At 35.5% G+C, this 19,000-nt stretch carries 16 protein-coding genes and 1 pseudogene; 2 read left to right on the top strand and 15 right to left on the bottom strand.

Annotation, left to right across the window (positions count from 1 at the left end):
• Positions 1 to 281: 281 nt before the first annotated feature.
• The 6 genes from K9V48_RS17715 to K9V48_RS17740 all read right to left on the bottom strand — a co-directional run bounded on the left by K9V48_RS17715 (position 282) and on the right by K9V48_RS17740 (position 6,159).
• Complete coding sequence (locus K9V48_RS17715) at positions 282 to 1,022, bottom strand: sulfite exporter TauE/SafE family protein (RefSeq protein ID WP_224140429.1); 741 nt, start codon at positions 1,020 to 1,022, stop codon at positions 282 to 284.
• A 5-nt stretch (positions 1,023 to 1,027) separates the two neighbouring features.
• Complete coding sequence (locus tag K9V48_RS17720) at positions 1,028 to 2,386, bottom strand: amidase (RefSeq protein ID WP_224140432.1); 1,359 nt, start codon at positions 2,384 to 2,386, stop codon at positions 1,028 to 1,030.
• On the bottom strand, positions 2,379 to 3,341 hold the full coding sequence (locus tag K9V48_RS17725) for a carbon-nitrogen hydrolase family protein (protein ID WP_224140435.1): 963 nt from the start codon (positions 3,339 to 3,341) through the stop codon (positions 2,379 to 2,381). Before K9V48_RS17725 ends, K9V48_RS17720 begins: the two co-directional genes overlap by 8 nt.
• A 127-nt stretch (positions 3,342 to 3,468) precedes the next feature.
• Positions 3,469 to 4,476, bottom strand: coding sequence for an ABC transporter substrate-binding protein (locus tag K9V48_RS17730; RefSeq protein ID WP_224140437.1), 1,008 nt, complete (start codon positions 4,474 to 4,476; stop codon positions 3,469 to 3,471).
• Between the two features lie 22 nt (positions 4,477 to 4,498).
• On the bottom strand, positions 4,499 to 5,332 hold the full coding sequence (locus K9V48_RS17735; protein WP_224140440.1) for an ABC transporter permease: 834 nt from the start codon (positions 5,330 to 5,332) through the stop codon (positions 4,499 to 4,501).
• Positions 5,332 to 6,159 (bottom strand): ABC transporter ATP-binding protein, encoded by an 828-nt coding sequence (locus tag K9V48_RS17740; RefSeq protein WP_224140443.1) that lies wholly within the window; start codon positions 6,157 to 6,159, stop codon positions 5,332 to 5,334. Before K9V48_RS17740 ends, K9V48_RS17735 begins: the two co-directional genes overlap by 1 nt.
• Before the next feature lie 353 nt (positions 6,160 to 6,512).
• Between K9V48_RS17740 and K9V48_RS17745 the strand changes: the two genes are divergently transcribed.
• Positions 6,513 to 6,758: a helix-turn-helix domain-containing protein gene (locus tag K9V48_RS17745; RefSeq protein ID WP_224140446.1), complete on the top strand. Its 246-nt coding sequence runs from the start codon at positions 6,513 to 6,515 to the stop codon at positions 6,756 to 6,758.
• Between the two features lie 112 nt (positions 6,759 to 6,870).
• Here the strand turns inward: K9V48_RS17745 and K9V48_RS17750 are convergent, their stop codons facing one another.
• The 6 genes from K9V48_RS17750 to K9V48_RS17775 all read right to left on the bottom strand — a co-directional run bounded on the left by K9V48_RS17750 (position 6,871) and on the right by K9V48_RS17775 (position 15,381).
• Entirely contained in the window at positions 6,871 to 8,220 is a 1,350-nt protein-coding gene (locus K9V48_RS17750) for an ArgE/DapE family deacylase (protein ID WP_224140448.1), read from the bottom strand.
• A gap of 348 nt (positions 8,221 to 8,568) precedes the next feature.
• Positions 8,569 to 10,221: a PucR family transcriptional regulator gene (locus K9V48_RS17755; protein WP_224140451.1), complete on the bottom strand. Its 1,653-nt coding sequence runs from the start codon at positions 10,219 to 10,221 to the stop codon at positions 8,569 to 8,571.
• A gap of 784 nt (positions 10,222 to 11,005) precedes the next feature.
• The gene (locus K9V48_RS17760) at positions 11,006 to 13,363 is read right to left on the bottom strand and encodes a glycoside hydrolase family 2 protein (RefSeq protein WP_224140454.1); all 2,358 of its coding nucleotides are present in this window, start codon (positions 13,361 to 13,363) and stop codon (positions 11,006 to 11,008) included.
• Between the two features lie 329 nt (positions 13,364 to 13,692).
• Positions 13,693 to 14,799: a GerAB/ArcD/ProY family transporter gene (locus K9V48_RS17765; RefSeq protein WP_224140457.1), complete on the bottom strand. Its 1,107-nt coding sequence runs from the start codon at positions 14,797 to 14,799 to the stop codon at positions 13,693 to 13,695.
• A gap of 16 nt (positions 14,800 to 14,815) precedes the next feature.
• Positions 14,816 to 15,127 carry a hypothetical protein gene (locus K9V48_RS17770; RefSeq protein ID WP_224140459.1) on the bottom strand — a complete coding sequence of 104 codons (312 nt, stop codon included), beginning with the start codon at positions 15,125 to 15,127 and terminating at the stop codon, positions 14,816 to 14,818.
• Positions 15,124 to 15,381, bottom strand: a complete 258-nt coding sequence (locus K9V48_RS17775; protein WP_224140461.1) for an SDR family NAD(P)-dependent oxidoreductase — start codon at positions 15,379 to 15,381, stop codon at positions 15,124 to 15,126. Before K9V48_RS17775 ends, K9V48_RS17770 begins: the two co-directional genes overlap by 4 nt.
• A gap of 332 nt (positions 15,382 to 15,713) precedes the next feature.
• On the opposite strand from K9V48_RS17775, the gene K9V48_RS17780 reads away from it, so the two are divergent.
• Positions 15,714 to 16,148 (top strand): CBS domain-containing protein, encoded by a 435-nt coding sequence (locus tag K9V48_RS17780; protein ID WP_224140464.1) that lies wholly within the window; start codon positions 15,714 to 15,716, stop codon positions 16,146 to 16,148.
• 252 nt (positions 16,149 to 16,400) lie between these two features.
• Here the strand turns inward: K9V48_RS17780 and K9V48_RS17785 are convergent, their stop codons facing one another.
• The 3 genes and pseudogenes from K9V48_RS17785 to K9V48_RS17795 all read right to left on the bottom strand — a co-directional run bounded on the left by K9V48_RS17785 (position 16,401) and on the right by K9V48_RS17795 (position 18,387).
• Positions 16,401 to 16,691, bottom strand: a complete 291-nt coding sequence (locus K9V48_RS17785) for a hypothetical protein (RefSeq protein WP_224140466.1) — start codon at positions 16,689 to 16,691, stop codon at positions 16,401 to 16,403.
• A 356-nt stretch (positions 16,692 to 17,047) separates the two neighbouring features.
• Positions 17,048 to 17,260, bottom strand: a pseudogene (locus K9V48_RS17790) (hypothetical protein); the annotation flags it as partial.
• 77 nt (positions 17,261 to 17,337) lie between these two features.
• Positions 17,338 to 18,387: a DUF3231 family protein gene (locus K9V48_RS17795; RefSeq protein ID WP_224140468.1), complete on the bottom strand. Its 1,050-nt coding sequence runs from the start codon at positions 18,385 to 18,387 to the stop codon at positions 17,338 to 17,340.
• Positions 18,388 to 19,000: the final 613 nt, after the last annotated feature.

Below are 19,000 nucleotides of genomic sequence, written 5' to 3' on the forward strand. Positions count from 1 at the left end.
TTCAACTTTTCGAAATGATGTATCGTCCATAATCATGATTTATTGTCAGAACTTGAGATTTTTTGTCCAAGCTCAAGGTTTTATTGTCTGGTTTTGAATTTTATTGTCCGAAATCACCAAGGTATCGCCCAACCTTCAATTTTCGATATATTTTTCGTCCCGCTCTGTAACTGCTGTTAATCTTTTTATGTTTAAAAACAACAATCTTTTAGAAAAGAGCCTTCCAAAAACAAAAAACGAGAAGCTAAATCCTTTTTCGGATCTAACTCCTCGTTGATTTTTCATAGAAAATTTATAACCAATAAGATCGCACTTGCTACTGGTGTAATGACCATGGCATAACGCAGAAATATGCTCGGCAGCCTTTTTGTAAGCTTTGCACCAATATAAGTTCCAACCATAATGCCAGAAACAACTTTTAAGAATAATAGAAAATCAAGATTGCCATTTTGGATATAACCGACTGAGGCAAACATCGAAATCGGCAGAATCACAAGCATCGTTGTACCTGCAGCTATTCTCATCGGGAAATCAAGCCATCTCATAAGTGATAATTGAATAAATGGTGCAGCTCCAATTCCAAATGTTCCAGCGATAACCCCATTACCTAAACCAATTGCAACACAATGAATAGAGAATGATTTTACCACTATTTCTTCCGTTTTATACATAAATCTCGTTTGCACCCAAAGAAGCACACCTGAAATTATTAAAATTGTTACAGTAGATACAAGAAGGACATTAGGATGTATAAATATAGCTATTTGTGACCCTAAATAAGAACCTCCTCCTCCAATAATTCCAATCAAAATTCCTAACCTTAGGTTGACGCTTCCTTCCCGAAGATGTGTTAAACTTCCAACTAAGACACTGAAAAACATGACAGTAACCGCCGTTCCTAAAGCAGCGTGGATTGGAACATTAAAAATTGTCACTAAAACGGCTATGATAAAACCTGAACCACCAGCCCCTACAAATCCCAACACTAATCCTAAAAACAACATGGTTATGACTATTGTCAACTTCTTTACCTATTCATACTAGGTGTTTTTAAGTGCCAATCGGTTTGCTGTTGTAATAAATAGCCAACATCGACAAGCTTTTGCTCTTGCAATGGCGCTGCGATAAGTTGCATTCCTATTGGAAGTTCACCTGACATTCCAATAGGCAGAGTTAATGTTGGAACCCCTGCGTTTGTAAACGGTAGGTTATATGCCGGTGAGCCTGTCGCTAAGATACCTTCTGGCGCTACTGTTGGCGTTGCTGGAGTAAGCAATAGATCAACATGTTTAAATACATCACTTAATTCATCTCGAAATACACTTCGAATTTTTTGTGCCTTTAAGTAATCATTCGCCTTTATATCTAATCCTTCCCGAATAAATTGCTGCAAATATCCGCCATAGCGCGAGGAGTCAACAGTGTATTGATCTGCATGATAATTGGCTGTTTCTGCTTTCATGACCATATGTTGTGCCGCATTTGCCGCTTTAAGACTATACGGTAATTGTACATATGTAATGCTATAGCCAATTTTTTTCAGTTGTTTTACTGCTTCTTCACACGCCATTGAGATTTCAGTAGAAGTATTTTCAAAATAGCCATCTACTACAATTCCAATTTTATATTCTTTCTCCACTTGCAATCTTAACTTCTGTTTCGGTAACGTCCATGTAGATGAATCAGCTTCATCTGGACCTGATAGTTCATTGTAAACAATAACTGTGTCCTCAACCGTTTTCGTAAAAGCACCAACATGATCCAAACTCCAACTAGCTGGTATGATGCCATGTTTACTTATTCTTCCATACGTTGCTTTTAAAATGGTCAATCCATTATAAGCTGCAGGTCGAGACAATGAACCAGCCGTTTGCGTTCCTAATGTCATTAAAACCATTCCTGATGCTAATGCTGCTGCGGAGCCAGAACTTGACCCTCCAGGTGTATGCGATAGATTCCATGGATTACGGGTTTCAGGGGGACTTCCCCAGTTAGCAAATTCAGTCGTCGTTGTTTTACCAAGTAGAATTGCTCCGGATCGATTTAACATTTTTATCACAGTTGCATCGTATTCAGGTATAAAGCCCTTTAATACTTGAGAGCCTCCTTCAGTCGGGATCCCTTTCGTATAAATAATATCTTTGGCCCCAAATGGTATGGCAAATAAAGACGGCAATTCTGTTGCATCCTTCATTCGGTTTTCTAATACCTTTGCTTTTTCAAGAGCTCGCTCCTTTAAAATCGTCACCCATGCTTTCACTTTTGGTTCGACTTTTTCAATATGATCTAGATAAAATGAAACTAATTCAGTCGGAGAAATCGATTTTTGACGTAGTAGTTGGCGCGCTTCAGCAATTGTTAAAGAAGTCGTTGAAGTATTAATCAATGAAAACAGCTCCTTTCGGCCCGAATAATGGTACTGTCTCTTGTTTCATTTTAAAATTGCCAATTTGCTGTATTTCCTCAGAATTTACAAAATATAAATCACCTTGTAAAAAATCTAGAAAGTTTAATCGTTCTCTACATTTATTAATCTTACTTTTGTCAACCTCAACCGAAATAGACTTCCACGATTCAGACCCTAGGTGACCTCCAATTTCTGTACCACTTGGATCAAAGGCACAACTTAACCCAAAGAATGTTGAGCTATTCATCACTTCTTGATTAACTAACGTTTCGACCCCTGCCTTATTTACCCCGATTACATATAAGCCATTTTCCCTTGCCCTAGCTTGACATTCGGAAAGCCATACATTTTTCCTTTCTTCCCCAGCAGCAGCCGTTGGGATAATGATGACATCTGCTCCCTGTAATGCAAGAGATCTTGAAGCTTCTGGGAACGAACGATCAAAACAGATTAAAATGCCAATTTTAAACCCCTTTATATCAAATACTGGATAATCCGTTCCTCTACTAAAATAGATTGTTTCATCTGTTTTTAATGTCGAAAGAGATAGTTTCGGAATATGTGTTTTACGGTATTTCCCAATCATTTCACCATCATTTGATATAACAATCGCCGTATTATAGTATATACTCGCTTCATTACTGAAACTTTTCTCAAAAATGGTTATGATGATATTGACATTAGCTTCCCTCGCTTTCTTAGCAAAGTAGGTGAATGTTGGACCATCTAGAGGTTCAGCTAGTTCAAAAAAACGGTTGTCATTAAACTTACAAAAATATGGAACTGTCATTAATTCAGGGAAAACGATAAGATCTATATGAGGATTGCTCGTTATTACTTTATCGAATTGAGCAGATAACTGCTCAATTCGATTATGATAACTTTCGTTTCTCCCATTTGGACCACTTTGCAAACCAACTACATTTAATTTCATATCATCAAAAACCTCCTAGGTTTATCCCATTCTTAACGGGCAGTATATCCTCTAACTCAAGTTTCAAGTGTATATTCATGTACATTGATCGGGGATTACTACTGGTAATTATCTGATAAATCTCGCTTTAATTAGCAAATTCCGAACTCACAATGTCATCATATTTAATATCATTTTTTAAATTTCCAACAAATTTCTGCATGTCAAACGCAGCATGAAATGCTTCTTCAGAAACCTTTGCACTTTCCGGATAAACATTGCTTCCGATCATTCGTTCTACCGCTTTTCCAACTACATCTGCATCTAATTCAGGAAATTCCTTTTGCGCAATTTCTTTTGCTTTCTCTGGATTTTCATGTATGAAAGCAAGTGATTGATCCATAGACTTAACAAATTTCCCTACCATTTCAGGATTTTCTTCAATTAATTTTTGAGACGTGTTAAAAGTAGAAAAGGCATAGTCTGGATAATCCTTTGTAAAATCATGAACAATCTTTAATCCCTGCGCTATCCCTTGGTCTGCTTGAGGCTGATAGGCTACAGCGATATCCGCTTCACCTGCTAGTACCGGTCCTAATTCAGAACCAAGCTGAACTTCTGTAATCGTGACATCCTTTTTAGGATCAAGACCATTATCTTGCAATAATCTCGTTAGTAAAGTATGAGAAGTCCCTGGGGCTAAACCAACAACAATACGTTTTCCTTTTAAATCTGCTGGAGAATTAACCGTAACATCCTCTTTTGCAAGAACCCAAACAGGAGCACTATTGGCAACTGCACTAATAATTTTTGCATGACCACCTTTTTCTTTTGCAAATCCTACATGCTCAGGTCCATGAACTGAAAATTGAGACTCACCAGAAAGAACAGAGGTTAAGGCTGTCGGTCCTGTCCCAGCTGCGCGGATACTCGAAATTTCCAAACCATTTCCCTCGAAAATACCTACTTGGTTGCCAACATATAGAGGTAAATAGAGGAGACTGTGAAAAGCTTCTGTTACAAGAATTTTTTCTACTTCTCCGTTACTCGCTTCGTCTTGATCGGACGATGATGAAGCGCCTGTTTTTCCACTTGAACATGCTGATAATAGTAAAAATACGAGTGAGAAGATTGTTATGAAAGAATATTTCTTCATTGATAAGCCTCCTTAGTATCTACTAATTTTGCTTGTTTCCTGTTTCCCAAGGTAATAATTGTTTTTCCATTTTTGAAATCACTACATAAAGGATGATTGCCACAACCATTAAGCTTAAAACCCCTACCCATACAACATTTAAATTAAATAGATTACCTGCTACAAATATCATTTTTCCTAACCCTTTATCCGATGAAATGAACTCACCTCCAATAACCGCTATTAAAGCAAAGCCAATATTCAAACGAAAAGCAGATATGACCCAAGGCAAGGATGATGGAATAACAACCTTTTTAAAGATCTGTCCTTTCGAAGCTCCTAATGACTTCATTAAATTAACTAAATTTGAATCGATTTGATGTGTTCCTTGATAGGCTGAAAGTAAGGCAACAATGAATGTGGCAAGTGTGGCTAATGCGATTTTTGACGTCATGCCTGAGCCAAACCAAATGATAATCATAGGGGCAAGTGCAATTTTTGGAAGGCCATTTAAAGCAACAACAAATGGATCGATAATCTTCGCAAATGTTTGTGAATACCACAAGAGAAGTCCAACAGCAGATCCTACTAAACTCCCAATAACAAATCCTAGTATTGTTCCATACAGCGTAGCGAACATATCTGTAAATAATTGTCCGCTTTGAACCAGACGAACGGTTTCATCCCAGATACCAAGAGGAGATCCCATCAGGAATGAATCAATTACTTGTAAATTCACGCCAATCTGCCAGATAGTCAAAACCGAGAAGATAATGGCGATTCGAACGAAATTGTGTAAAAATAAAGTTTGATGCTTTTTCCTTGCCTTTTTAACCTTAAGATGGGTTATATTTTTACTCTCATTTACGACTTCCATTATGAATCCCTCCCAATTTGAATATCTAAATCACCCCAAATATTTTGAAAATACTCATTATATCGATGGTCAGATCTCGCTTTCATCCCTGATCCAAGCTCTTTCGCTAGTCCAACATCATATACCTTTTTTACGCTTGTAGGACGCTGAGTCATAACAGCTATCCGATCTGACATCGCGATTGCTTCACCGATATCATGTGTAATTAAGACGGCGGTTTTCCCAAAGTCTCTTAAAATAGTTAATATCTCTTCTTCAAGTACAAGTCTTGTTTGATAATCCAAGGCTGAAAAGGGTTCATCCAATAAAATGATGTCAGGATTAATGGCTAGCGTCCGAATCAGGGCAACCCTTTGTCTCATCCCCCCAGATAGTGTAGCTGGATAGGCATTCGCAAAATCGATTAATCCATATTTCGCTAGATAATCACGTGCAATTTCTACTCTCTCTTTTTTTGATAGTCTATTAACTTCAAGACCAAGACAGACATTATCAAGAATCGTTCGCCATGGAAACAATAAATCTTTCTGCATCATGTAACCTACATGACCAGTTGACCTTGCAATATTTTTCCCATGAACTTTTACAACACCTTCTGAAGGCTCAAGTAGTCCAGCGATAATATTAAACATCGTACTTTTCCCGCAGCCACTTGGTCCTACTATACTAATAAACTCTTTGTCTTTAATATCAAGAGTAATATCTTTAATGACTTCGATGACATGATCCCCTTGATCAATGAATTGTTTTTTAACTCCTTGTAACTCAACGGCATTCGCTATCCCCTTTTTATCACTATTTCTTACTTTGGTAGAATTTAGAATCAAACCATCATCACCCTTTCCAAAATAATGTTCGTATTCCCAATCCCCCTTGGTGAATTGTTATATTTTCTCACAAACCTTTCTGTTTTTTTCTAAAATTCAGTTAATTCATTACGTTACATGTATCATAACCTTACATAAATAACCTATCAATTGTACTTACATTACTAATTTCAAACAATTTTCTAGAAAGTTACTGTATTAAGTGCACAATCACTGAATCTTTTCATGACTTATTATTTTTAAAAAAGGCTGTTTTCTAAATGATTGTTGTTTTTTGATGGGGTAGAAGTACCGCACTTCTATCAGCCAACCAAATCCTCCATAATTTATCAATGACCCCTGATATATTTAGAATGGAACCTGTTTCTGAAATGTATGCGAAGGATATAGGAGAAATTTTTCAGCATATTATTGAAAATACGCTTGAAGAGGTTGGTACACCGATTGATCAGATGAGACGAGAAGATAAACTTGCTTTTGTCAAACAACTTGACGACAAGGGAGTATTTTTGATTAACGGAGTGATCGATCGAATAAGTGATACATTAAAAGTATCAAAACAAACAATCTATAACTATCTTGATGAAATTCGTTCTTAGATGAAAGTCTTTTTACGAAAAATAATAGGGCAACTCGAAACGGCTATGATGTATGAGCCCCCCGAGTTACCCTTTTTTTAATTTACAGCAGTGCTTTTATCTATTATCACACTCAAGCTTCCTCTTCAAAACCACACCATTCTAATACATTCAGTACATTTATTTCAACACATTTTAACCAATCTTCAACATTTAACCATTCATCCGCACCATGTAAACGGCCGCCCTTTGGACCATAAATTAAAGCAGGTGTATCCATATAAAGCATTGGAAAACGGATATCACTAAATGTTGGCATTCCGAAGATTTCAGTTGTTTGACCTATTACTTCATCTATGTTTCCTTTTACCATTTTTACAAATGGATGTTCTGGACTAATTTCTGAAGCGTTTGTTTGCCATTCCCACGAAATCACCGGTGGATGCTCCTTCAACCAAGGATCAGATTCAGCTACCTCTTTCACCACACCCTCAATCTGTGCTTTGACTCGTTCAGGTGTTTCTGTTGGTGGGAAACCGATTGTTCCTGTCAATTCACAATCAGCTGGTACTTTATATGCCCACTCACCACCATTGATCATTGCTGGTGTAAGATTACTAGCACGCACAGGCATATCTGATGCAGCAAAATAACGTTCAAATGGCTCATATCTCACTTCTTCTGCACGCTTGGTATCTAGATCAATTAACGCTTGATAAATCTTCATTGCTTTACCAATTGCGTTTACCCCAATTTGTCCATTCAAGTTATGTGCAGCTTGACCTACTACTTTGATTTTAAAAATCAAGCCACCAGCACAAGCAATTTGTGCACCTAATCCGCTAGTTAATGGATGTGGATAAATACAAGCATCCGCTTTATACCCTTGTTGAGTCATCGCAACTGCTCCACCAGCACCACCAACTTCTTCATCTACAACCGATATCGCTGTAATATCACCTTTCGGACGAAGACCTAATCCCCTCATCACTTCTAAAGAAGCAAGAATGGATCCAAATCCTCCTTTGTTATCAGCAGTTCCACGTCCATACATCAACCCATCTTCAATCACCCCATCAAAGGGAGGGTATTCCCAATGTGTTAGATTTCCAACTGGAACCGTATCGACATGGGTAAACATCAGAAGCGAACGACCGCTTCCTGCACCTTTCCACTTCCCGACAACATTTGGACGATCTTTAAAGCCGATTCTCCGTTCTACCTCTGACTCGGTATATTCTGGATGAAGCTTAACAACTTCTGGATCAGCTGTAAACGTCTCAACCTCTAATTGAAGATCTTTTTGCATGATTCCTTTTATATGTTCTTGGACAGGACCTTCAAATCCGGTTTCACTCGGAATTTTAATTAATTGTCGTAACCCTTCGATTAATTGTTCACGATTTTCTTGAACATACGAATGGACCATTTTTTTCATCTCATCGTTTACTTGACCTTTTTCCCGAATTTCACCACTTAACAAATTGAATCCCTCCTAGAAAATAGATAAAATCTCTTGCAATCTATCAATTACTTACTTTTCTTGTTTTTATCTTACATTCATCTATTATTTGAAACAATTGGAAGATGAAGCTTAATTTATCCCTCTTCAAAACAGCTCCATTGTACGTCATGCACAATATGGAGCCATAAGTTCACTCAAGAAAAGCGCAAGCGCCTTGTTCAGCACCGACAAGCATAAGGCGCTCTTGAATAGAAGGTGTTTTTTACCTTCAATTCAAGAGTGGCTTAGACCCAAGAGGGGCTAGGACGCTTGCGCTAGACACAAAAACTAAGTACAAAACATATAAATTCTGGTGTATAAAAAAATCTATACGTTGACGGCACTCTTTTCGTAGGCTGCAATTGGTTCAAGATCAAACGCAATTTGAATCCAAAATTGACATTTATATGAATTCAAACTTTCGCCTAATATTTGTTCAATTTTTTCAATGCGATAGCGTAATGTATTCCGGTGAATATGTAATTCCTTCGCTGTTTGTTCACGGTTATATTTATTAAGCATCAGACATTTTAACGTTTCGTAAAATACTTCTCCACGCTCTAATCGTAATTCATCTGGAAGAATGATATCTACAAGCTCATTTGCTTCTCTAGAACTCATCGAACCATAAAGAAGAATTTCACGGCGGTATCGTTCGGCAAAATAAAATTCATCTACGTGATTCCCCTTTCGAGTCGCTGTCATTAAAGACATCGCCTCTTTGTAACTTTCTTTTAATTCAAAGTAATGTGATTTTACTCTACCTACCAATAAAACCGCAGAAAATTGTTTGCACATAAGGCGATGGAGTTTTTTCAGCTGCCCTTCAAGTAGCTCTTGTTCTGATTCAAAAGAAAGAATGAGGACTAACCTATCTTCATATTTTTCACAAAATCCAATCACTTGTTCCGTTTCTGCAATCCAATTTGTGCAAAAAGTATATAGGTCATCGCTCAGCTTGGCATTGTGAGTATTACCCTCACATTCAATTGGTGTTACAATACCCGTCAACCAATTCTCACTTAATGTCATACTAAGTACATCCATTTTCTCTTCAACTATAATTGAAGCAATTTTAGGTTTTTCCAGCAGCAATTCTAACAATTCAGCCTGTAACTGTCGCCGTTTTGCTTCCAGATCTTTTTTACGTAAAATGAGTTCTTTTACGATTGTTACAGCGTGTTCAAGTACTTTTTTTTGTTTTTGATCATTCTGATTTTGTCGACTAACGACCCAGATTGCTCCATAATATTCATCCTTATTCCCGATAAGAAAACCATCAATAGTGGAGTAATTGTCCGATGGAATACGGATAAATGGAACATCACCATCAAACAGTTTCGTCATATATTGTTCGTAAGGGGGAGGACAACTCATTAGTACTTCATTGAGTTCCATCATGATTTTAGAAATGTTAATTGTTTCTCCTGTAGGAATTGAGCGAGTAACGATCTTGTTCGTGTGGTCTGAAATTAGGATCGTACAATTAAGATGTTGAGAAAGAAGATCCGAAGCGTCTGAGAAATCCTTTGCTTCTTCTAGTTTTTTCGTCATGTTTCCTGATAGATTAGCAGCTATTTTTCCTTTCTTATATTGGCGTTTCATTATTTCTTGGTGAACCGTTCTTGTTAATTTCACAAACTGCACTTGGAAAGGAACTTCAATAATGGGAATTGCATATTTTTCGCCAAACGCCAATACAGCTTTCGGACATTCCTGTAAATAACGCCCTACCGCAAAAACAATCCCAGCAATTTGATGATTTAAGAACAATTTAAGAAGTTTCATTTCTGCTTCTTGATCCTTAGGCCAAATTTGTCCACATGTAAGGAGAAGCTCTCCACCTTCTAAAAAATAGCCCACATCATCATGATCAATGACATGTACCCATTGAATAGTTCTTCCTAAGCCATGCTTTCCTGAGCGAACGATTGCACTTTGCATTTCTGATAAATGAATCATTTCTTTTACAGTAATCATATATCACCTCTTAGAAAGTTATTTACTGTATACGCAACTAAAGTTGAAACCTTCTCCTCTCAAAACATTAACCGACTATTTTTTTCGAAATCACCAAACGGCAACGATAGAGCAATCTTTCGTCTTATATAAGATTAGATGAGAGAAAATGAATTCTTGTGAAGTAACTAAATTTTTCCTTTTACAGTAATGAAGATAGTACACTAACCTGCTATTAACAATCATCATGTAATATAATATTACATTAATTTTTTACTATTAATTCATCATTTGGGATGATAGAGAGCCATTTGTCACTCATCTAATAAGCTTTGCAAGAAAGCTAAAAAATCCCCCCTCTCTCTCATAGAGGGGGGATTTCGAGGTACAATTAATGAAAGATCATAATACAACTTTGGGAACTTAGCCGTCCTTGTCAAGTACTTCCTAAGATAATCCCAATATTTAAGTTCTCATTTGACACCTTATTTTCCTTCATATCTTTTTATAACACAGCTACTTTTTTACGTTCATCATGTCCTGTATCTTGTTGATCTTGATGTTTATTGAAAATGTGTTCTTTTACATACGGTACGAGGAAGCGGTCTCCTCCCCATACAATTTAGGTCTTGATTATTTTAAAACGGTTTAACTTTGTTTTATTATCAAGACCTAATTCGTAAAAAGTCATATAAAATAGAGGTTGATACATATTAGTCATGACTAATATGTATCAACCTCTTACTTCTTTTTCAATAATCGAGCCCGATTACGGAACAAGCTTAATGCTCTAAAAAGCCCTCGTTTATTGGATATGATACTTAACTGAAGCCTCGTTATTTGACACAGGTTGGGTAGTAACCGTCCAATTAGTAACACTATCTGTTATATTAGCTCCATCTGCTTTTTTAGCTGATGCAACTACCACATTGTCACTTGTTTTTAGTTCTACATTATCCCATACAAATACACCTGTTTGTTGCAGTCTGCCTTTACCATAATCCTTGCCATTTACAGTTAAAGTAACTTCATTTAAGTTGGAGTAAACCTTTATAGGTGTTATGCTTTCTCTTCTTTCAGTATATCTTCTACTTGTGATATAAACAAATGGATCTACTTTATTCCACTGTGCTTTATAGAAATAGAATGCATCCTTTTTTGTTTGCCTATCGTAAGTTACAAGGCCCTTGTCGTTGATACCAGGGTTACCCCCTTCATTTCTGCTATCAGAACCGAAGTCAAATATATTCCAGATATGAGTTGCCCAAAGTTCCGGATGTTTTTTTATAATAAAATATGAAATCTCATGAATATAATTTTGATATTCTTCTGGATGCCACTGATCGATTGAATCTTCATAGCCATCCCATTCAAAGTCATCCCTAATAATCTGATGCTGTGATGGATTTGCACCTGCACCATATTCAGAAATACCTAATATTGCATATGGATAATTCTTATGAATCGCCGTTAATGCACCATCTAAATCATGGACATTAGGTGTATACCATCCATAGTATACGTTCACGGAAGAAAGGTCGATAAACTTATCTATTTCACTACCTTTTACAACCTTATTTGAAGCCCAATCCAGCTGTTGATTCATCACATTCTGATTAATTTGCAATTCCGGAATCGCTGGCACTCCCAAAATCGCCTGTGTTACCAATCTTTCAGGATCTAATTCCTTTGCCTTAGCTGCTAGACGTTTCATCAATTCAGTTGCCTTTGCATACTGCTTTTTTTGTGATAAATCAGAATCTTTTATATATCCACCAAACCCACCCAACTCATTCTGAAGCCCCCAAGTTACAATAGACGGATGATTGTAATTCTGCTTAATCATTTCAGTCAATTGCTTTTCAGCATTGTCTACAAATCCCATTGATGTTGTCATATGGTTTACAAATGGGATTTCAGCCCAAACAACTAACCCCATTTCATCAGCCCTATCGTATACAAACTGTGAATGTGGATAGTGAGCTGCTCTCATTGTGTTTGCACCAATTTCTTTAATTAGTTTCAAATCTTCTTCTCTAACTTCATCAGGTACTGCATTACCGTAACCTTTTCTGTCCTGGTGGATGTCGACACCGCGAAGTGGATAACTTTCACCATTTAGGAAGAATCCTTTATCTGGGTCAACAGAGTAATAACGGAAACCTGCTTTTTCCATTACCTGGTCAATTACTTCGCCCTTTCTTGCTACTGTTACTTCAACAGTATATAGATATGGATCCTTTAAGCCATTCCATAGGTGTGGTTTTTTTACTTTCATTGTGCCTGTAAATACGGTGCTACCTTCTGAAACTTCTGCAGACTGTAATTGCTTTCCATCGGACTTTAGTTCTACTGATTCTATTTTTTTACCCGCAGCATCCTTTATTACTGCCTTTACTGTTACTAAGTTAGATTTACTTCCGTAATCTTCCTTATCTAACTTAACCGGTACCTTAACTGTAACTTCTGCTTTTTTCTTGATGGACTCAACATTTGGAATGGTAACATATACACCGCTTGATCCATCATCTTGTACATCTATATGGGTTTTATCAGTAACCAATAGATTTACACTTCTGTAGAGACCACCATAAAAAGTGAAGTCTCCGCTAAGTGGAATAGCATCATTTACCTCATTGTTTACTCTTACAGCTACAATATTATTTTTTCCATAGTTTACATCGGCTGTGATATCGACTGTAAATGCAGTATAGCCGCCCATGTGTGTGTATACAGACTTACCATTAATAAATACTTCTGCCTCCTTATTCGCAGCTCCAAATTGTAAGAATAATGCTTTGCCCTTGTATCTTTCAGGAACGTTTAATACTTTTCTGTACCAACCATCACCCTTGTAATAGTCATTTCCACCGTCTGCGCCATCTTCTGCATTCCAAGTATGAGGAAGGCTTACTTTATCCCAACCATTGTCATTGAATTTAACTACACCAAAATTTTCTTTTGTTCCTTGGTCCCCCTTATGGAAAGACCAATTATCATCAATATTTTCTACAATTCTTCCTGTTTTGACCAATGCATCTTTAGTACTACTCTCATTGGCATTAACAGCATCAGCATTTAATGTTGGCATTATCAAAATTGATTGGAATAAAGTAAAGATTGTAAATAAAAATGGTACTAATTTAAAAATACGCTTTTTCATCTCTTCTTCCTCTTTTTCAATTTGGATTGCATTTCTCAAATCACAAATTTCAGAAATATGCTCTAACTATTAAAAAATCAATACATTACGACATTTAAACATCATGATCCTATGTACTCTTTGTGATTGATATAAACCAGAAAATCCAACATTATTCCCTAATTGAAAATGGTAGCAATCCTTCGTTTCAAAATTATGTAGGTTGAATTAAAAATTGAAAATCAACCTACATTTACTTTGGGAACAGCATAGATTGGGATGTCCTATTTTATTTTGAATTTTTGACGAATAACACTCACATTATAGAGCTTAGATTTTTGATATTAATGCTATTTTTTATTTTTCTGCTTGATTTTCTTTTTTATTATGACAATAACAACCAAAAGTAAAGGGATAGCTATAAATAATGGTGCATGAAGTAAATTGGCTATAGGTTTAATGTTCTTATTATGCTCTACGTAATTACTGGCCATTAAAATGGACATTGTAATGACAACTGCAGCCATTAGCGGAATCGTAAACTTTTTCAGATTTGGCTTATTAATAAGACTTGAAAACCCTTCAACAGCTCCACAAAAAAAGATCGTAATTTTAAAATATCCACCAATAATTAATAAAATAAGGGCGATAGGATCGAGCCGATTAAAAACTTCACCAACATTGATTTTTTCAATTGTCTCTAATAAAGGAAATGGAGTTATTAATGCTTTAAAAGGGCCAAGAACACTAATCATAATGGTAGTAGCAGTTGTGATAATCACTCCACTAATGATAATAGCTATAAAACCAGCAACAATCCCTTCCTTTTGTTTATTTAAATAAGGAAAAAATATTGCAAAAACAAGTGTTTCCCCAAAAGGAAAAGAAAGAATTGTTGGGTAGACAGTTTGAAATATAGGTTTCCACCCAGCTTCAAGGACTGGTTGTAAGTTTTCTAATTTAGGAAGTCCGCTGATAAAAACAAATAAGATAAATAGAAAACTGAAAATCATGACCCAAGGAAAGAATATTTCTGCCGTTCTAGCAATCACCTCAAACCCTAAATAACAGCTATAAGAGACGACAAGCATTATGAGAATAGCTACTGCCACTATTGGTGTTCCATATAATACAGTTGTTAACAACAGATCACTAAAGGTTCTTAAAAGTCTAGCTGTGATGTATAAGAACAAGCAAATATATACTATAGCAAGGGTTCTTCCGATTAACTTGCCCACAATTTTTTCAAGAAAGTTTGTTAAAGATAAGGTTGGAAATTGTAAGTAAAGATAAACGTATAGAGAAAATAATACAAGTCCTCCTATCATCCCTAATAAAATCGCTATCCAAGCATCCTGTTTCGCTTCTAAACCTAATCCAACCACCACAGCACTTCCTACCTCAAACAAAACCATTAAGACAAAAAATTGAATAGGTTGTATTTTGTTTTGGATCACAGGTAACAATCTCCCTTTACAGGTTAATGTTTAGTTGCTTTAGTAGCAGAACGTTCTTTCTTTTTTCTAAATTATAGTAATGAAAGTGACTAAAAAAACAAATCGTTAAGGATAAAGGTGTCCACGTTTTCTCAAGAAAGTTATGAAAATGGACAATATCTGGACGTGAAAAGATAGCAAAAGTAATGATTAAAAGTGCTAATGGGAAAAGCAAGATTTTATAACTTTTCAATCCAAATACTTGAGCTAAACCAAGAGAGCCCATAATAACAAATGGTGAGCTTAAAATATGCTGTAAAAAACCAAACGATTGCCAAAATGGCTTCAATTCGTTCTAAAAAACCTCCAATGATAATTTTCTTCCCTAATATATAAATAACTTTCTACATCGGATTCTTTTGAAACGTCCTCTTGAACTCTGAGTACCTCACCAAATGAGTCTAGTTCTTCTTTAGCTTTATGAAGTGATTCTTCAAACAAATCTACTAAAACAACTTTAGCACCTTCTTTTAGAAATCTTTTTGCTGTTACTTTACCGATACCACCTGTAATTACTGCAACTTTTCCAGATAGTCTTTCCATAGTGTATAACTTCCAATAATAAAAAATTCATTAAAGAAAATACTCCCCCTATACCTTTCCCTTTTTAATAAAGTCAAACACCTAAGAAATTGGTTTTTGAAGGTATTTCCTCTTATAATTTGAGAAAAAAAATGTAGGACCATTTTATAACCATACTAGGGTCTTTATAATTATGAAATCATACAATCATCAACAAGAAATTGAGAACCAGTTGAATAGCTAGGATTATAATTCATAAAAACGATGCAGCTTATATTCAGGAAAAATTACCATTAGTAATATCGCCAATGTTCTCCATCCTATAAAGGAAAAATATATTTGGAGGTAATTTCATGACACAATTAAGAGATATCATGACAGCAAATGTTCTTACAGTTAACGAAACACAGACCGTACAGGAAGCTGCAGCGTTAATGAGCAAATATAATATCGGAGCTATCCCAGTAATAAATAACAGCAGACAAATAGTTGGAATTGTAACGGATCGTGATATTACCCTTCGTACGACAGCGCAAGGAGAAAATGCACAAACACCAGTATCTCAAGTTATGACTGCACAGCAAATCGTACAAGGTACACCTGATATGGATGTTCATCAAGCAGCAAATTTGATGGCACAGCAGCAAATTCGCCGATTACCGGTAATCGAAAATGGACAAATAGTAGGAATGGTTGCTTTAGGTGATCTAGCAGTACAAAATCAATATGCAAACGAGGCAGAACAGGCATTACAAAGTATTTCAACTCCTTCCGCACCTCAACAATAGTAAGGAGTTACTTTTATTGTCATAAAAATTATTAGCACAGCACCAGACCTAAGTCTGTGCTATATTTTTTTATAATAGAAGTGAATCACTGGTTTTTAGTCACTCAAGAAAAAGTCTGTTATGGTTGTTCACCTCACTTTTAAGTTGTCGGAAACATTTATCTTCTGCAACTCTAATTAGAAGTAAGCGTCAAATAGGCCCTCTGAAAATACAGTTGGGGCCTATTTGACGCTTACCTATGTTCTAGGCTACTTATTTATTTTGTCTTCTTGATGTAGCCTTGCTACCTTTTCGAATAAATGAAAGTACCGGCTCTTGAATAAAATAGGTCTCTTCTCTAAAAAATTGAGCAATTAATTCTAATGCTAATTCCAACCAATCATTGTCTAAATGTTTATACAACAAGCCAATGTTAAAACCTTGGTTTTCAGGCTCTTCAAAAAACCAAGCTAAATGTAAAAAAGTAGCTTCAACTGTATTTATTTCCTTTGTTTTCTCCAGATTAGGGAAATTTTCAATGATTCGTTTCGTTACGTTTTTCAAATCCTATCTCCTTTCTGTTGACTTTATCAACATAGACATAAAACAGATTGTTGATCAAGTCAACAACTATATCTTTTTATTTGATTATTTTTCATACTGCATCAATGTGAAGCATTGAATGCAGCTGGAATTGTTGGGGTCGATTCCCTTACAATTCGACTCTTACACAATAAAAAAGAAAGAAGAGTATTTTTTTATCAAGACCTAAATAGTAAAAAGTCATAAAAAATAGAGGTTTATACATATTAGTCATGACTAATATGTATAAACCTCTTACTTCTTGTTCAAGAAAAGCGCCCTTTAATTGAATAATTAAAATATAGCATTAGTCCTAAAAACACTTAATGCTTTTTCAAGTAACGCATTAACCATTGATAATCAGCTTGTTCAATCGCTTTTGTTATATCTCCCTGAAAACTTGAAATAATGATTGTGTTAAAATTCCCTTGAACATTAATTAGAAATTCTAAAAACACAAACACGATACCTTTTATTGGTTTACCATTTAGAAATTGACCGAATCCTGGGAGTGCAATACTCCATAACAACGCTTCTTTACCGTTCGCCACATTATTCTATTCCTTTTCAAAATTCTTTTTCGACCAGCTTTCAATTGGAAGTTGTTCAAGCTGTTCCAATTGTATACTTAAACTCTGTCATACGCTTTTGGAGGTGATTCCAACCAACCTTTATTAATTAAGATATTCATACCATCGTCAACAAATATGCCTATGTTAATAAGAGTTCTTACATACAACATATCTATATCTCTTCTTGCAGTTACTGCCAGTGAGTTTCCGAATGACCTTACCTTCATTGCGAACATGTCCACTTTATGAAACAGCATTATTTTATCGGAAAAAGGAGGATATGTAGATGTTGTAACCAAATGGTCTAGGTACGATGGTGATTGAATGTGTTCAATGTGCATTTTTTCCTTATACTGCTTTACAGATTTATCAGTCATATCTAAACCTCTTTTAAACAAAACCTTTATCTTTTCATCTTGAACTATCTGACAAAATCCCAATAATAATGCCTTACTTGTTGTGTTATTCTCAATGTTATCATATAGATGAATGATTTCTAATGCCTGTAATGGTCGGACATTTCCAAAAAATCCATTTAAGTAACTTTGTTTATCAATTTTATCAATTCCTTCTGGTATTGGAATGATAGGAGGTGTTGCAATGAATTTTTTTCCCATTAAAACATTATTAATTTGCCCTAAAAGGACGGTAGCACATTGATTACAATAAATAAAAAACTCCCTTATATCCTCCCTCATTACCAATGGAACTGCTACTGCGTAAAGGCTCATACCTGCCTTAGCAGCATATTTTAAATAATGAACATAAAATTCATCTGCGTATAAACGGGGAGCACCAAGATTTACATCATCTTTAGTAAATCCCATAGGCATAGGGAAATTCTCTTTTTTAAAAAATCCTTCTATCCTCTTTATGAAATCCTTTGATAAGGCTAAACCATTTTCCAATAGCAACCTAATATCTTCATCATCACAATGTTGAAGAAAATAACTTAAGATTTGAATTGACATACTGTTTCCCATATAGGTAGCCCAAAGTTTCCCCATTTCAAAAGTCGTTAAAGGTTGGGTCTCATCTGATATTTTTGGATTTAAATTTAGTGGTTTCATCACATTCATTGGATTTAATTCTTTATCCGTGGTCATAACTAATCTCCTTTTCCCGCATTTTCGCTTAGGATTACCATTGGAAAATAATTTAATCCCATCAAAACTCACCTTTAACTTACAACGGTAATGAAAAAAGGACTACCGAAACAGTCCATTTTCTTCAACTATCCTGCATCGTTACTTTAATTACATAATTTCACAATCTCCTTTAAAATTTAACATAGAAATCTAATTTATTTTAAAGGAGTTGCTCTACAATCTGGCCCTTTTATTGAACAAGCAGGGACAGAGAGCACCGTTCTCGTCATAAACTAAACTTTTTTATATACCTCTGCATAAGCAACTTATGAAACTATCCTGGTTATGTTATCGATGAAGTGTTACCCCTTTATGACAACAACCAATATCGGTTGAAAAAAATGACTCCAGAAGATGAAGATTTAAGGGGATTAACACCTTTATTTTATCATCATGTCAATTCATACAAAACTTTTGAACTCAATATGAATCAATTGAAGTCATTGTGGCCATTATTTGGATTTTATCATTGTATATTAATATGACAATTTGTTATTACGGACTTTCTCTTGAAATGGCTCAAGTATTTGGATTAAAAAGTTATAGAAAAGTAGTCATGAAAGTAGGAAAA

The organism is Metabacillus rhizolycopersici, assembly GCF_020075705.1.

Coding starts and splice junctions, on each gene's coding strand:
- K9V48_RS17725 (WP_224140435.1), bottom strand. CDS start 3,341: ATGAAATTAAATGTAGTTGGTTTGCAAAGTGGTCCAAATGGGAGAAAC.
- K9V48_RS17730 (WP_224140437.1), bottom strand. CDS start 4,476: ATGAAGAAATATTCTTTCATAACAATCTTCTCACTCGTATTTTTACTA.
- K9V48_RS17735 (WP_224140440.1), bottom strand. CDS start 5,332: ATGGAAGTCGTAAATGAGAGTAAAAATATAACCCATCTTAAGGTTAAA.
- K9V48_RS17745 (WP_224140446.1), top strand. CDS start 6,513: ATGGAACCTGTTTCTGAAATGTATGCGAAGGATATAGGAGAAATTTTT.
- K9V48_RS17755 (WP_224140451.1), bottom strand. CDS start 10,221: ATGATTACTGTAAAAGAAATGATTCATTTATCAGAAATGCAAAGTGCA.
- K9V48_RS17760 (WP_224140454.1), bottom strand. CDS start 13,363: ATGAAAAAGCGTATTTTTAAATTAGTACCATTTTTATTTACAATCTTT.
- K9V48_RS17775 (WP_224140461.1), bottom strand. CDS start 15,381: ATGGAAAGACTATCTGGAAAAGTTGCAGTAATTACAGGTGGTATCGGT.
- K9V48_RS17780 (WP_224140464.1), top strand. CDS start 15,714: ATGACACAATTAAGAGATATCATGACAGCAAATGTTCTTACAGTTAAC.
- K9V48_RS17795 (WP_224140468.1), bottom strand. CDS start 18,387: ATGACCACGGATAAAGAATTAAATCCAATGAATGTGATGAAACCACTA.